General features: G+C 59.6%; 13 protein-coding genes. 2 read left to right on the forward strand and 11 right to left on the reverse strand.

Annotated features, from left to right (window positions below; all coding sequences use genetic code 11):
• Nucleotides 1-155 precede the first annotated feature (155 nt).
• The 5 genes from QD461_RS07300 to trxB all read right to left on the reverse strand — a co-directional run bounded on the left by QD461_RS07300 (nt 156) and on the right by trxB (nt 5,227).
• Nucleotides 156-1,268 carry an alkene reductase gene (locus tag QD461_RS07300; protein ID WP_414087126.1) on the reverse strand — a complete coding sequence of 371 codons (1,113 nt, stop codon included), beginning with the start codon at nt 1,266-1,268 and terminating at the stop codon, nt 156-158.
• 37 nt (nt 1,269-1,305) lie between these two features.
• The gene (locus QD461_RS07305) at nt 1,306-2,472 is read right to left on the reverse strand and encodes an MFS transporter (RefSeq protein ID WP_414087127.1); all 1,167 of its coding nucleotides are present in this window, start codon (nt 2,470-2,472) and stop codon (nt 1,306-1,308) included.
• 1 nt (nt 2,473) lies between these two features.
• Nucleotides 2,474-2,767, reverse strand: coding sequence for an ArsR/SmtB family transcription factor (locus tag QD461_RS07310; protein WP_184703175.1), 294 nt, complete (start codon nt 2,765-2,767; stop codon nt 2,474-2,476).
• Between the two features lie 565 nt (nt 2,768-3,332).
• On the reverse strand, nt 3,333-4,229 hold the full coding sequence (locus QD461_RS07315) for a LysR family transcriptional regulator VtlR (protein ID WP_004116399.1): 897 nt from the start codon (nt 4,227-4,229) through the stop codon (nt 3,333-3,335).
• A gap of 23 nt (nt 4,230-4,252) precedes the next feature.
• Entirely contained in the window at nt 4,253-5,227 is a 975-nt protein-coding gene (gene trxB, locus QD461_RS07320; protein WP_414087128.1) for a thioredoxin-disulfide reductase, read from the reverse strand.
• Between the two features lie 238 nt (nt 5,228-5,465).
• Between trxB and QD461_RS07325 the strand changes: the two genes are divergently transcribed.
• On the forward strand, nt 5,466-5,933 hold the full coding sequence (locus tag QD461_RS07325; RefSeq protein ID WP_034476732.1) for an Lrp/AsnC family transcriptional regulator: 468 nt from the start codon (nt 5,466-5,468) through the stop codon (nt 5,931-5,933).
• A 6-nt stretch (nt 5,934-5,939) separates the two neighbouring features.
• Nucleotides 5,940-6,848, forward strand: coding sequence for a glycosyl transferase (locus tag QD461_RS07330; protein ID WP_414087129.1), 909 nt, complete (start codon nt 5,940-5,942; stop codon nt 6,846-6,848).
• 6 nt (nt 6,849-6,854) lie between these two features.
• Here QD461_RS07330 and QD461_RS07335 read toward each other — a convergent pair whose 3' ends face one another.
• The 6 genes from QD461_RS07335 to QD461_RS07360 all read right to left on the reverse strand — a co-directional run bounded on the left by QD461_RS07335 (nt 6,855) and on the right by QD461_RS07360 (nt 15,408).
• Entirely contained in the window at nt 6,855-7,934 is a 1,080-nt protein-coding gene (locus QD461_RS07335) for a glycosyltransferase family 4 protein (protein WP_414087130.1), read from the reverse strand.
• A gap of 6 nt (nt 7,935-7,940) precedes the next feature.
• On the reverse strand, nt 7,941-8,417 hold the full coding sequence (gene greA, locus QD461_RS07340) for a transcription elongation factor GreA (protein ID WP_184703180.1): 477 nt from the start codon (nt 8,415-8,417) through the stop codon (nt 7,941-7,943).
• A gap of 299 nt (nt 8,418-8,716) precedes the next feature.
• On the reverse strand, nt 8,717-12,202 hold the full coding sequence (carB, locus tag QD461_RS07345) for a carbamoyl-phosphate synthase large subunit (RefSeq protein WP_414087131.1): 3,486 nt from the start codon (nt 12,200-12,202) through the stop codon (nt 8,717-8,719).
• Nucleotides 12,203-12,432: 230 nt separating this feature from the next.
• A complete protein-coding gene (locus QD461_RS07350; protein WP_414087132.1) occupies nt 12,433-13,602 on the reverse strand; it encodes a glutathionylspermidine synthase family protein in 1,170 nt (389 codons plus the stop codon).
• Nucleotides 13,603-13,613: 11 nt separating this feature from the next.
• Complete coding sequence (locus QD461_RS07355; RefSeq protein WP_414087133.1) at nt 13,614-14,186, reverse strand: DUF1190 domain-containing protein; 573 nt, start codon at nt 14,184-14,186, stop codon at nt 13,614-13,616.
• A 376-nt stretch (nt 14,187-14,562) separates the two neighbouring features.
• Nucleotides 14,563-15,408: a LytTR family DNA-binding domain-containing protein gene (locus QD461_RS07360; RefSeq protein ID WP_414087134.1), complete on the reverse strand. Its 846-nt coding sequence runs from the start codon at nt 15,406-15,408 to the stop codon at nt 14,563-14,565.
• Nucleotides 15,409-15,460 lie beyond the last annotated feature (52 nt).

Consider the following 15,460-nt stretch of genomic DNA (forward strand, 5'->3'; position numbering starts at 1 on the left):
AATAATCGGTTGGCTTCTACGGAACGGTCGACCTCAACCATATCCGGTAATTTTTGCAAGGGCGCTCCCGCAATCGAATGTTGCGGGAGCTGTTTGATCGAGGCTGATCTCACCGTCTGAACGTCAACGGCAGGCGCCTGCAGATGTCACTGTGTTCACGCGGCTTCGTCCAGCGTCGGGTAGTCGTCGTAACCCTTGGCGCCACCGCCATAGAGCGTCGCCTGATCCCAGGGCGCAAGCGGCGCGTTTTCCGTCAGGCGGCGGACGAAATCCGGGTTGGAGATGAAGGGCTTGCCGAATGCGACGACATCGGCCTTGCCGCTTTCGACGGCTTCGATCGCCATTTCGCGGGTATAGGCATTGTTGACCATCCAGCCGGCTTTGCCGCCTGCAGCCTTATAGGCGGCGCGCAGAGCATCATAGTCAAAGGGCAGGGAGTCACGCTTGCCACCGGTCTGGCCTTCGATGACGTGGACATAAGCCAGATCATATTTCGCCAGACCTTCGACCACGTAGGTGAAGAGCTCCTGTGGAGCCGGATCGCTGACATCGCCAGAGGCCGTTACCGGCGAAATGCGGATCGCCGTGCGACCGGCGCCGATTTCCTTGGTGATGGCATCGACCACCTCGAAGAGGAAACGCGCGCGGTTCTCGATCGGGCCGCCATACTGGTCGGTGCGATCATTGACGTTGCCGCGCAGGAACTGATCGAGCAGATAGCCGTTGGCACCGTGGATCTCGACGCCATCGAAGCCGGCATCGATCGCCGCGCGGGCAGCCTTGCGATAGTCTTCGACAATGTTCGGGATTTCAGAGGTTTCCAGCGCACGCGGTTCCGAGACATCGGCAAAACCGCCGGTGCCGTCGCTGTTGACGAGATAGGTCTTCGAGGTTTCCGCGCGCCTGGAGGTGGAGGAGACCGGCTTTCCGCCATTCGGCTGCAGGGTGGTGTGGGAAATGCGGCCGACATGCCACATCTGCACGACGATCTTGCCGCCATTGGCGTGCACCGCGTCCGTCACCTTCTTCCAGCCGTCGAGCGCTTCCTTGCTGTAAAGGCCCGGGACATTGGCGTAGCCTTGGCCCTGATGGGTGATGGCGGTCGCTTCTGTGATGATCAGGCCAGCGGTGGCGCGCTGGGCGTAGTACTTGACGTTCAGCTCGTTGGGCACGGCATTCGGGGAGCGATTGCGCGTCAACGGCGCCATGACGATGCGGTTGGCAAGCGAGATGTCGCCCAGCTTCGTCGGTTCAAACAGTTTGGTCATGATTGGTCCTTTCTATGAGGGGGGAGGAGGAAGGATGTCAGGAAGAGGCGAGGGCTTCGTCCTTGGATCGGACAGCAGAGAAGGTAAGGAGAACGGTGACGAGGCCGAGGATCGCCATGGCCGCACCGGCAAGCGGTACCTGCGAGAGAGCGAAACCTTGGTCTATGACCACACCACCGAGCCAGGCGCCAAGCGCATTGCCCGCGTTGAAGGCGCCGATATTGATGGTCGAGACGAGGTTCGGCGCGTCCTTTCCGAAAGCGACGACATTGATCTGCAGCGCCGGAACGGCGGCAAAGGCAGCGGCGGCCCACAGGAAGAGGGTGATCTCGGCGCCGATGAAGGAATGGACGGTGACGCTGAAGATGGCCGACGTCACAGCAATCGCAATGAAGACACCGGCGAGGGTGGTGCCGAGACGCCAATCCGCCAGCTTGCCGCCGATGAGATTGCCGATGGTCAGGCCGACGCCGATGGAAAGCAGTGTCCAGGTAACCGTTTCCGGCGAGACGCCGGTTACGTCGCGCAGCATGGGGGCGATATAGGTGAAGAGCGCGAACATGGCGGCGGAGAAAAATACCGTCGTCAGCAGTGACAGCCACAGCCCGGCTCCGCGCAGCGCCGAGATCTCGCGGGCGAGATTGCCGTTGCGAACCTCTTCGTTCTTCGGCAGCACCGCAATGAGGCCGGCGATCGAGGCAACGCCGAGGAGGGTCACGATCCAGAAGGGAGCGCGCCAGCCGAACGCCTGACCGAACGCGGTGCCGAGGGGAACGCCCAGCACGTTGGCGAGGGTCAGGCCCGTGAACATCAGGGCGACAGCGCGAGCTTTGCGGTCTTCCGCGACCAGACTTGCCGCAACGACCGAACCGATGCCGAAGAAGGCGCCGTGGCAAAGAGCGGTCACGATGCGAGCAACCATCAGCATCCAGTAGTCGGGGGCGATGGCACAGAGGAGATTGCCGAGGATGAAGAAGCCCATCAGCATGATCAAAGCCGAGCGGCGGCGCAGATGGGCCGTCGAAACAGCCATTATCGGCGCGCCGATCGCCACCGCCAGCGCATAGCCGCTTACCAGCCAGCCTGCCTGCGGAATGGTGACGGAGAGGTCCGATGCCACTTCCGGCAACAAACCCATGATGACGAACTCGGTGGTGCCGATGGCGAAAGAACTGAGCGCAAGAATGAGGAGCGCTAGGGGCATGTCAAAGTTCCTTTTGCATGGCTTCGAGGAATGCCGCGATGGTTTCCTCGTTACGTTTGTAGAAAATCCATTGGCCCAGGCGCCGCGTCGTCACCAGGCCGGCGCGATGCAGCGTGCTCAGATGCGCCGACACGGTGGATTGCGAAAGGCCACAACGCTCGAACTGACTGGCGCAAACGCCAAGCTCAAGCGGATGTTCCTGGGTGGGAAAATGGGTATGCGGATCCTTGAGGTGGTTCAGGATTTCGAGCCTTGCCGGGTTGGCCAGGGCTTTGAGTATCTCGCTCTTGTCCATGGTGTTCACTAGATGAATATCGAATAATCTCGATTTATGTATCGATGCTTTTCGATATATCAAGGTCGGCACAGAACATTATTTTCTGCAAGGCAGCCGGAGTGCATGATCGAAAAAAAGGCAAAAAAAGAGGGCCACCGGTATGAACCAGGGCCCTTATAGGTGTGAAGGTCTAAACCTCCAGAGGGGAACAGCTAATGCGGTGGAACTGGGAGGAAAAGCCACCATGTGCATCAGCTGTGTGCGTTATGATGCTAATTTGTGCAGTGCGCAATGCATTTTTGTGCATGGCAGTTATGCATTTGCCGCGCCAGATTCAAAAAGGCAAAAAAAAGGGCCGCCGGAGTAAACCAGGGCCCTATAGGTATGAAGGTCAAAAACCTCCAGAGGGGAACAGCCAATGCGGTGGAACTGGGAGGAAAAGCCACCGTGTGCATCAGCTATGTGCGATATGGTAGTTATATGGGCAGGCTTCAACTCTATTTTGTGCATATCAGCCATGCGTCATATGCGTGGCTGATATGCCGGTCACAAAAACGAGTTCGTTATCAGTGGCTTACCTTCGCTAGAAATTCCAGTTTCGAGCTTTGGCCACGATAAAATCTCGGAAAACCTTGAGTTTTGCCGCATTTTTCATCTCGTCCGGGTAGCAGAAATACGTGTCGAAGGACGGCACGTCGGCGTTGATCGCGAGCTGAATGAGGCCTGGGTCACGGCCGACGATGTAGTCGGGCAGGACGGCGATGCCGATGCCGAGCAGGCAGGCGCGCTTGATCGAGGTCTGACTGTTGATCTGCAGATGCGGTATGCGCTTGTTATCCGACGACCGGCCGGCGATCTCGAGCCAATTGACGTCGAGCAGGTAATTGGGCGCCGGTTCGCCGAAGCTGATGATGCGATGCTCGTCCAGATCCTCCACCGATTGCGGCTCGCCGTGGCGGTTGATGTAGGAGGGGGCTGCGTAGACGTGCATATGCACGGTGAAAAGCTTGCGCTGGATCAGGTCGGATTGCTGCGGCTGGCGTAGACGAATGGCACAGTCCGCATGGCGCATGTTCACGTCCAGCTCCTCGTTATCGAGGATCAGCTGAATCTGCATATCTGGATAGAGCTGCAGGAACTCCTGGATCTTGTCCGTCAGCCAGCCCTGGCCGAGACCGACCGTCGTCGTGACGCGCAACTTGCCGCTCGGCTTGTCGGTCGTTTCGGTCAATTGCATCTTGACCGTTTCGAGCTTCAGCAGAACGTCGTGAGCCGTGCGATACAGCAGTTCACCCTGTTCGGTCAGGATGAGGCCGCGCGCATGGCGATGGAAAAGCTTTATGCCGACGTCCTGCTCAAGTGCGCTGACCTGTCGGCTGATGGCGGATTGGGACAAATGCAATTTGTCAGCCGCATGCGTGAACGAACCCGCTTCGGCGGCCGCGTGAAAGATACGCAGCTTGTCCCAATCCAATGGCATGCCGTTTCCCCTCATCGGCTGCATCACTCCGCAGCCACGGCGACGGGCATGTGCCCGGTCAAGTAGCGTTCCGCTTCAAGCGCGGCCATGCAGCCCATCCCCGCTGCCGTGATCGCTTGTCGGAACGTGTCGTCGGTCACATCGCCGGCGGCATAGATGCCTTCTACGCTGGTCGCCGTAGAATCGGCAGCGGTCCAGAGATAGCCGTTATCCTTGAGCCTCAGCTTGCCCTTGAAGAGTTCGGTTGCCGGTGCGTGGCCGATGGCGACGAAGACGCCGTCGATCGGCATTTCGGTGATAGCGCCCGTGCGCGTATCGCGCAGGCGGGCACCTGTAACCGACGGCGGCATCGGCGGCTTGGCCGGAGTACCGGTAATCTCGGCAACTTCGGTGTTCCAGAGGATGTTGACGTTTGCCTTGGCGAACAGGCGCTCCTGCAGAATCTTCTCCGAGCGGAAGGTATCGCGGCGATGCACGAGCGTTACCGACTTGGCGATATTGGAGAGATAGAGCGCTTCTTCGACGGCGCTGTTGCCGCCGCCGACGACGATCACGTCCTTGTTACGATAGAAGAAGCCATCGCAGGTGGCGCAGGCGGAAACGCCGAAGCCCTGGAAATGCTGCTCGCTCTCGATGCCCAGCCACTTCGCCTTTGCGCCGGTAGCAATGATGAGGGTATCGGCGGTCCAGACCTGGCCGCTATCGGTGTGGGCGACGAAAGGACGCTTGCTGGTGTCGACTTCGGTCACGAGGTCGTTGACGATCTCGGCGCCGACATGCTGTGCCTGCTGAAGCATCTGCTCCATCAGCCATGGTCCTTGGATGGGATCGGCAAAGCCCGGATAGTTTTCGACATCCGTCGTGATCATCAGCTGGCCGCCCTGTTCCAGTCCAGCGATCAGTACCGGCTGCAGCATCGCACGGGCGGCATAAACAGCGGCGGTATAGCCGGCTGGGCCGGAGCCGATGATGAGCACTTTGGTGTGGCGGGCGGGCATAGTCAGTCCTTTCAATTCAGCGAGTTCGCAAACGCGGCTTCAAGCGGGTAAAGCAGGCGATTTCGCGATCCGCGGCTCCATTTATGATTGCCTTATGCATTTATTCAAGGGCAGCCTTGCATTACACACAGAGCAAATCTGCTTTGTGTAAGAATCGGTCACCCCCGAGAAACTTTCTTGCGAATTTTCGTGCCTTATATAGAAGCTGGCGAGGGGGAATTAAAGAAAGGCAATGCAAGTGCTTCGCGCTGAACTCGATGCCATCGATATCAAGATTCTGCGGGAACTCCAGCGGGACGGACGGATGACCAACGTCGAACTCGCGGATCGGGTGGGCATCTCCGCACCGCCATGCCTGCGTCGGGTGCGCAAGCTCGAAGAAGCCGGCGTCATCGAAGGCTATCACGCCATGTTGAACAGCCCGAAGCTGGGCTTCGATCTCGTCGCCTTCTGTATGGTCGGTCTCAAGCATCAGTCGGAAGCCAATCTCAAGGCTTTCGCCAGTGCGACAGCGGCGTGGCCGCTGGTCCGGCAGGCATGGATGGTCTCTGGAGACAGCGATTTCCTGCTGCATTGCGTGGCCGAAAATCTCACCCGCTTCCAGGATTTCGTCATCGAGGTTTTGACCGCGAACGAACATGTCGATACGGTGCGTACGATGTTGACCATTCGACAGGTCAAGAAGCTTGGTTTGGTAGAGCTCTAGGTAGAGATGACACGTAGGCCCTGGCATCGATCGCTGATCAAGTCTGGCGTGCGTGTTTTCCTGGGCGGCTCGTTGGCGCATGTGCAGGACTGGTTTCCCGGGCTCAACATCAATCGCAACGCAAACGGCGGCGAGGTGCTCTACCGTGGCGCCAAAGTCGCCAGTCTTGCCGGGATGGACCGGCTGAGCGAGCGGTCCGGTGAGGCAATCTATATTGTCGGTTCGGGACCATCCATTCGTCATTGCGACCTGAGCGGCATGGAAGCGTGCAGCGCCATTCTTCTGAATGGTGCGATAAGGCTCGCCGGGGAGCAGATCGGCGAGCCGCTGGCGGTCGCAATCGAGGATGAGCGTTTCGTCTGGCGGCACATCGACACGATGCGTGCGAAGATTGCTCCCGGTTCGCTCTGTCTGTTTTCCGTAGCGGTGCTGCGCGCCCTTTGCGAGGTCGACAGAAGCTACCTCGAGGACAAGACGATCATCCTGATCGACGACATCCGCAAACCCTATGGCGCGCGGCGCCGCTCCCTTGACGATCTCCGGAAGCTTCAATATGTGCGCCTGGATGCGGCCGGCTCGGCCGGCTTCTCGCTCTTGCCCGATCACGGCGTTTTCGTCGGCGGGTCGGTGGCGGTATCGGCCTTGCAGTTTGCTCTGTATTGCGCGCAGCGCACGATCGGCTTTCTCGGGATTGACATTTCCAACGCCCGCGAACCTCGCTTTTACGAAACCGCTGGTGATACTGCGTTTTCCGGCATTGCCCAGGCCGAGGGGCGCATCGTCAAGCATCTCGCATTCGCGCGCAAGATGGCTGCGGAGCGCGGTGTTTCGCTTGTCAACTACTCTCCGGTTTCGGCGCTGCTGAAGTATGACTTCGGTTATGACGACAGGTTTGCGGTAAAGCCGAAGGCGTGACGTGCCTCAGCGGTTGGTAGCAAGTACCTGCCGATAGACGTCGCCGATGGCGGTGGCCTCTTTTTCCAGAGCGAACTCGCTGCGCACATGGCGTACGGCATTGTCACCCTGGCGAAGCGCCTCTTCGGGATTGGCCAGATAGAAGGCGATGGCCTTGGTCAGGGCTTCCCCGTCGCCTGCCGGCGCGACGGCGCCGGTTTCACCCGGAACGATCATCTCCGCATAGGCTCCGGCATCCGAGGCGACGACCGCGGTGCGCGACGCCATGGCCTCCAATGGCGTCAGGCCAAAACCCTCGTTGCGGGAAGGGGCGACGTAAAGCGTGGCACGACGATACCAGGGCTTGATGTCGTCGACTTCGCCCATGAAGCGAATGCGATCCGAGAGACCGGCGCTGGCGACCATCTTTTCCAACTCATCGCCAAAGCCGCGATGTTCGGCGGTGACCCGACCGCAGACGATCGCCGTCCAATCGGGATAGCGCGGCAGCAGCTCTATCATCGCCTTGACGAAGAGATCGGTGCCCTTCTGATGCCGGACACGGCCGAAACAGCCGATCAGGTAGATGCCGGGCAACCCGGTGGCGGCCATGCGATCGTCAGGAGTTTCGGGCGGATGAAAGCGATTGAGATCGACGCCGTGCTGGATGACGGTGTGCGGAACCTGCAGAAAGCTGCCGGAACGCGTGCTGGTGGCGATGATCGCATCCATGCGGCGGATGAGCCAGCGGGTATAATTGCTGTGGCGGCGCTGTGCGGCGGAGGTGAAAACGAGCTTCAAAGGCATGCGCAGAACGGCGCGAAGCAGCAGGCCCACCAGCATCTCGTTGTTGCGGCGGGCGTGCCAAATCCGGTGGCGATGCCGGCGTGGCCTTCTCCAAAGGCCGGGAAGCCTCAGCCAGCCGAGCTTGGGCAGGTTTTCCGGCAGGCCGGGACCGAGCGTGGCGACATGATAGCCAAGCTCGATCTGCTTCGGGATGAGCTGTACGATCGTCGAGGTAACGCCGGACAACCGGCGTTTGAAATTCGTTGCGATGATCTCGATCTCGCGGAGATCGGAGGCATGCGCTGAATCACGATCGCGCACCGGCAATCAGCCCCAGGTGACGGAGAGGATTTCGTATGCCTTGGCGCCGCCTGGCGCATTGACCTCGATGGAATCGCCGACTTCCTTGCCGATCAGGGCGCGGGCGATCGGCGAGGAGATGGAGATGCGGCCGGCCTTCACGTCGGCTTCTTGATCACCGACGATCTGGTAGATCTTCTCTTCCTCGGTATCCTCGTCGACGAGCTTTACCTTGGCGCCGAACTTGATCTTCGAGCCAGACATTTTGGTGAGGTCGATAACTTCCGCGCGCGCCGTCAGGTCTTCGAGCTCGCTGACGCGACCTTCGTTATGGCTCTGGGCTTCCTTGGCAGCGTGGTACTCGGCATTTTCGGAGAGATCGCCATGGGCGCGTGCTTCCGCAATTGCCTCGATGATTCGCGGGCGCTCTTCCTGCTGACGCCAGCGCAGTTCTTCCTGCAGCTTGACGAACCCGCTCTGCGTCATCGGTACCTTTTCAACCATTTTCCTTATCCTTCAGTCCCTGCGCTGCTCTTTCGCACACACAAAAGAAAACAGGTTCCGAAGCGGTACTTCGGAACCAGTAGAGCCATCATTTTGTCATCTATAGCAGATTGCGACAGCCGATTTCCAGAAGATTCGATGCTTGAAGGAATGCCGCTCCCCGCTCGCACACATTGCAGATCAATCCCCTGCAATCGACGAGGCGGCAAGCGTCAAAAATTGTCGCATGGATCCTATGACGCCGCGGCCGATGTAAGCCGGCTATTGCCGTTCACATCCGCCGCGACAATTCTTGCGTGTCAGAAGTAACTCTGCAGCGGCTGAACTTCGAGGTTTCCGGCCTTCAGTGCCTTGATCGCCATGGCGGCTGCTTCGGCACCAGCCATGGTGGTGTAGTAGGGCACCTTCTGCATCAGCGTCGCCCGGCGCAGCGACTTGGAATCGGAGATCGCCTTGTTGCTATCGGTGGTATTGATCACCAACTGGACCTGCCGGTTGCGGATGGCGTCCTCGATATGGGGGCGACCTTCGAGCACCTTGTTGATCTTCGTGGCTTCGATACCGTTTTCGGCCAAATAGCGCTGGGTTCCGCCGGTCGCGAGAACCTTGAAGCCCAGTTCCGCCAGCATGCGGATGGCCGGCAGCACGCGCGGCTTGTCGTCGTCGCGAACCGACACGAATACCGTTCCGTCACGCGGCAGTTCGACGCCCGCGCCGAGCTGCGATTTGGCGAAGGCCAGCGCGAAGTCGGTGTCGAGGCCGATGACTTCGCCAGTCGAGCGCATTTCCGGTCCGAGCAGGGTGTCGACGCCCGGGAAGCGAGCGAAGGGGAACACCGCTTCCTTGACGGCGATATGCTTCAGCTTGCGCGGATCGGGCTTTTCGCCATAGGCGGCAAAGGTCGCATTCAGCTTTTCGCCAGCCATGACGCGGGCCGCGATCTTTGCGATCGGGGCGCCAATGGTCTTGGCGACGAAAGGCACGGTACGCGAGGCGCGCGGGTTTACTTCGAGCACATAGACCGTGCCGTCCTTGATAGCGAACTGGACGTTCATCAGGCCGCCGACGTTCAGAGCCTTGGCCATGGCCTTGGCCTGGCGCTCCAGTTCATCGATCATCTCCGGGGAGAGGGTGCGCGGCGGCAGCGAGCACGCGGAGTCGCCGGAATGGATGCCAGCCTCTTCGATATGCTCCATAATACCGGCAATGTAGACATCAGTGCCATCGGAGAGGCAGTCGACGTCGACTTCAATTGCGTTGGTGAGGTAGCTGTCGAACAGCAGCGGGTTCTTGCCGAGCAGCGTGTTGATCTGGCCGGTCTTGTCGTTCGGGTAGCGCTGCTTGATGTCTTCCGGCACTAGTTCCGGAACCGTGTCGAGCAGGTAACTCTGCAGTTGGCCTTCCGAATGGAGGATCTGCATGGCGCGGCCGCCGAGAACGTAGGACGGGCGAACAACCAGCGGGAAGCCGATTTCGGACGCGACGAGGCGAGCCTGCTCGACCGAATAGGCGATGCCATTGTTCGGCTGGTTGAGATCGAGCTTCATCAGCAGCTTCTGGAAGCGGTCGCGGTCTTCTGCAAGATCGATCGCGTCGGGTGCAGTGCCGAGGATCGGAATGCCGTTCTTTTCGAGCGCTTCGGCGAGCTTCAGCGGTGTCTGGCCGCCGAACTGCACGATGACACCAACCACTTCGCCCTTTTCCTGCTCTGCGCGCAGGATTTCGATGACGTCTTCCGCCGTCAGCGGCTCGAAATAGAGACGATCCGAGGTGTCGTAGTCGGTCGAAACGGTTTCCGGGTTGCAGTTGATCATGATTGCTTCGTAGCCGGCATCCTTCAGCGCGAAGGCGGCGTGACAGCAGCAATAGTCGAACTCGATGCCCTGGCCGATACGGTTAGGGCCGCCACCGAGGATGACGACCTTCCTGCGGTCGGAGACCTGTGCTTCCGAACGGGCGGTGCCGACGAAGGGCGTCTCATAGGTCGAGTACATGTAGGCGGTCGGCGAGGCGAATTCGGCCGCGCAGGTGTCGATGCGCTTGAAGACGGGGCGGACATTCAACGAGTTGCGCAGTTCGGCCACTTCCTTGGGGCGCTTGCCCGTCAGCGTCGCCAGGCGCGCGTCAGAAAAGCCCATGGCTTTAAGCATGCGCAGATTGGCTTCATCCGTCGGCAGGCCATGTTCGCGGATACGGGTTTCCATATCGACGATGTTCTTGAGCTGGGCGAGGAACCATGGGTCGATCTTGCAGCCTTCATGCACCTCTTCGATGCTGAGCCCCAGGCGCAGCGCCTGGGCGACCATGCGCAGACGATCCGGCGTCGGCGTGCCGATGGCCGCACGGATGGCATTCTGGCTGCCTTCGCCTTCCTCGGTGCCAGGGATTTCGATCTCGTCCAAGCCGGTCAGGCCGGTTTCAAGGCCGCGCAGAGCCTTCTGCAGCGATTCAGCAAAAGTACGACCGATCGCCATGACTTCACCGACAGATTTCATAGCGGTGGTCAGAACCGGAGAAGCGCCTGGGAACTTTTCGAAGGCGAAACGCGGGATCTTGGTGACGACATAATCGATCGACGGCTCGAAGGAGGCCGGCGTCGCACCGCCGGTGATGTCGTTTTCCAGTTCGTCCAGCGTGTAGCCGATGGCGAGCTTGGCTGCGATCTTGGCGATCGGGAAACCAGTGGCCTTCGAGGCGAGCGCGGAGGAACGCGATACGCGCGGGTTCATCTCGATGACGACGAGGCGGCCGTCCTTCGGATTAACCGCAAACTGTACGTTCGAGCCGCCTGTTTCGACGCCGATCTCGCGCAGAACCGCGATCGAGGCGTTACGCATAATCTGGTATTCTTTGTCCGTCAGCGTCAGCGCCGGAGCAACGGTAATGGAGTCGCCGGTGTGGACGCCCATCGGATCGATGTTCTCGATCGAGCAGATGATGATGCAGTTGTCCGCCGTGTCGCGGACGACTTCCATCTCGAATTCCTTCCAGCCGAGCACCGATTCTTCGATCAGGACTTCCGTGGTCGGGGAGGCATCGAGGCCGCCGCCGACGATTTCGAAGAACTCCGAACGGTTGTAGGCGATGCCGCCGCCAGTGCCGCCGAGCGTAAAGGATGGACGGATGATTGCGGGCAGGCCGACATGGTCGAGTGCCTGCGCGGCAACGGCTATCGCATGGCTCATATAGCGCTGCTTGCGGTCGCTCTCGCCGAGGTTCCACTGGTTTTCCAGTTCGTCGAGCGCCTTGTCGAGCGCGGGGCCTGAGAGGGATGCCTTCAGCTTGCTGCGCTCGGCCTCGTGCGTCTTGCGGTCGGCATCCTTGATGTCTGTGGCGTTTGCCAGCATGGAGCGCGGTGTCTCCAGGCCGATGCGGGCCATGGCTTCGCGGAAGAGGGCGCGGTCTTCGGCCATGTCGATGGCGGCGGGCTTGGCGCCGATCATCTCGACATTATAGCGATCGAGCACGCCCATGCGCTTCAGCGACAGGGCGGTGTTGAGCGCCGTCTGGCCGCCCATGGTCGGCAGCAGTGCGTCCGGGCGCTCCTTGGCGATGATCTTGGCGACGACCTCAGGCGTGATCGGCTCGACGTATGTCGCATCCGCAAGGCCCGGGTCGGTCATGATCGTTGCCGGGTTGGAGTTGACGAGGATGACGCGGTAGCCTTCCTCTCGGAGTGCCTTACAGGCCTGGGTACCGGAATAGTCGAATTCGCAAGCCTGGCCGATAACAATCGGTCCTGCACCGATAATGAGGATCGATTTGATATCTTGGCGCTTCGGCATGGGCTCTCATCCGTTTTTTTGTTGCGCAAAAAGCCGGCCAGGGTGGGAGGTCACCGGTCGGGGCGCATGGGCAATATTTTCAGGCTAGAAGCGGCTTATAGGCAAATGTATTTGCAAACGGAACCCCATAAATGGCGGAATCGACATGAATTCTGCCTAGATCATCACGCCATCGCAAAATGAGGAGCCGTACAGGCAATATGACGCCCGCATCGGGCTCCCCGATCGGGCTAGCTCTCTATATAATGAGGGACGAAGCGCGAGGTATCCCGCGTGATGGGGGTGTCATCTTCGCGAATGCCGATACCTGCAGGCTGCCCGGCCACGACCCAGGAGCCGATCACGGTCCAATCGTTGCCGAAGCGGGGAAGCAAGTGCATTGCCTGCCTTATATATCCCTCTTCGCCATAGGGGCCTTCAACCTGATATATGCCGCTGCTGGCTTCGTGGTTGACGAGCGTCACATTCGCGCCTTCGCGGGATAACAAGGGCTTGCGAACGTAGCGATCGCCGAGGACGCCGATACACGGATCGTCTTCGAAATAGGCCGGCAGCAGATTTTCGTGGCCGGGGAACATGTCCCAAAGCACCGGCAGCAATCCCTTGTTCGATAAGGTCAGCTTCCACAGCGGCTCGATGACGCGGGTCGGGGTGAGCGGCATATGGCGGCCAAAAGGCTCGCGAACCATATCTTCGAGCGGATAGAGCTTGAACAGGCAGTCCATCCGCTCGTCCTCAAGATCGATGAGCCAATGCGTATCATCGATGCCGATATCGGGCATGGCAAGGAGTTTTGCTTCGCACCCGGCTTGTACGGCGCAATCGGCGAGGTAGTTCAGGGTTACGAGGTCCTCTTCCGATTCCAGCATGCCGGCGAAATGCATGCGACCCGAAGGCGCGGCAAGAACACGGATCGCATCGATCAGGCGCTCATGCAGCGAGTTGAACTGGTCTACCGAAGATGGAAGTTCGCCGCGTTGCTTCATGTCTTCCAACCACTGCCATTGGAAAACCGCGCTTTCAAACAGGCTGGTCGGGGTATCGGCATTGAATTCGAGGAGCTTTGCCGGACCGCTTCCGTCATAGGAGAGATCGAAACGGCCGTAGAGATCATGTTCCCGATTGCGCCATGAGCGCAATATCCCATCGTGATAGGCCGGCGGAATGGCCATCCGACGCATGAGTTCGGCATCGCAAGCGATCCTTTCGGCTGCCGCGTAGCACATTTCCAGCAATTTGGCCGAGGGTTCCTCGAGTTTCGTCTCAATTTCTTCGAGGGAGAAGGCATAAGCATGCCGTTCATCCCAATAACGTTGGCCGTACATGGAATGGATGGTGAAGCCACAAGCCTCCGCCTGAGCTTTCCAATCCGGCCGTTCGTTCACGACAATACGTTTCATGCTCTCACCGGTTAGCCCGAAAGATGGAAGCCGCGAAAACCCCAGCCGCCACGTTCTACTGTGCCGCTCGAACGCCCGGCACGGTTGGAAGATCCTCCCCAAACGCTGCCACCGCCGCCGCCTCCGGAAGATGAAGACGCTTGCCTGTTGTCGTCCTTTCTTTCCACATTGGCCGTTTTCCCAAGCAGCATGCTGTTCGCAAGGCTCCGCCCGGTTGCCGTGCGAAAGTCGCTGCTCCCGCGCGGCTGGTAAAGCGCCTTGGTATCGAGGGATCTGGCGGCGCTGCCGACAAGATAGCCGGCCAGGATGGGAATGAAATGTCCCACGCCGGAGCGATGCAGGCCGGTCGTGGGCTGGCAATTGTAAATGCCATAATCCTTTTCGCAGTTTGCAGCCGTTTCGTAGGCTGGCGCGCTTTGCAAGCGCTCCGTCTCGGCAGCAGCAAAGTCGGATCGGCATTCGTCAGCGGAAAAGACTTCGCCCGCGATACATGCATTGACGTCCTTATATATCTGAACCGTGTCTTCTTTCTCGCCACAACTCGTCAATGCCGCTGTTCCCATGAGCAGCAGAGACACACTCATCGATCGCTTCATAAAGCCCCCTGCGCAATGCGCGTTCACGCGCCCGGATATTCCTGAGGACCGCCGGCATAGGTCGATCAACCGCAAGCCGCGCAAAAGCGGCGTCGCGGTTGTCTGCATATGTAGGGGTGCAACGTAAAGAATATGGGCTCGAAATCAGAGTTAAGTGTAGATCGGGCGCATTTAAAGAACGTAAGCGTGCGTTCGGCGGAAATATTTTTAGACCAATGGTTGTGATCGTAAAGAATCTCTTTCCGATCCTTCTAAGTTGCCGTGACACGGTGCGGCTGAAATTGAGCGAGCCCTCGCTCTCCTGAGGCCTGAATTATCGGGAGCAGCCCGTGGATCGGGGCGATATCGCCAAGCCTTGGGCCTGCTAGCCAAAACGGCGACGGACGGCTTCGGCGTAGGGACGGCTCACGGGCATTTCCACGCCGTCGCGCGTTATGACGAGAAGCTTGCCGTTGTCGCGTTTCAACCCTGCGACATGGCCCGTGGCTATCCAGTGGGATCGGTGGAGGCGCAGGCCTTCGGTGTCGCCGATTTCCATCAGGGCGTCGCCGAAGCGGAGCAGAATGAGCTCGCGGCCGCGGGTGGTGACGACTTCAGTGTAATGGTCCCGCACAGCGAGCCTTATGAGCTGTCCCCGATTTTCCGGCTTCAGCCGCGACAGGATCGGCGCTTGCGCAGGAGTCGTCTTCATCTCGGATGTCGCTAGAGGGGCAGGCACGGGCATTTCGTGATGCGGTGCTTCGGCCGCTATCGCGATCTCCCGGTGCATCGTCATATAGGTCAGAAAACAGAAGAGCAGGCAAAGGGGTATCGACGTCAGCGACTGGCGCAGGCCAGCCGCGACAGTTGGGACGTCGCCGAAGAATGCCAAGTCGACGAGGGAGATGCCGAAGCCGATCGGCAGCGCGGAGATGACTGCCCCGGTCATCATCCGTGCGAGCATGTTCGACATCCATTTGCGCAGGAGGACTTCGGCGGCGATGGAGAGGACGATGGCGATCGACCAGGCCATGGCATGAAGGACGAGCCAATAGCCGAAGCGCGCCCCGGGCATCAGCCGAGCGAAAGTGCCGTAGGGGCCAGTTACAGCGAAGATCAGGACGACCGTTATGAAGGTTCCCCAGAGCCGCGGCGAGCGCCAGACGGCCTGCAATTCGCGAAGCGTGGATTGCAGAAAGGTGTGATCCACGAATTTTTCCCGTTTTTCCATGCAATTTCAATTGAGAGACGGACAATATCGCGGAAAGGCTCGACAAACTCAA

Origin of the sequence: Rhizobium sp. BR 314, assembly GCF_047445805.1 — a bacterium.
GTDB classification, from domain to species: Bacteria; Pseudomonadota; Alphaproteobacteria; order Rhizobiales; family Rhizobiaceae; genus Rhizobium; species Rhizobium lusitanum_B.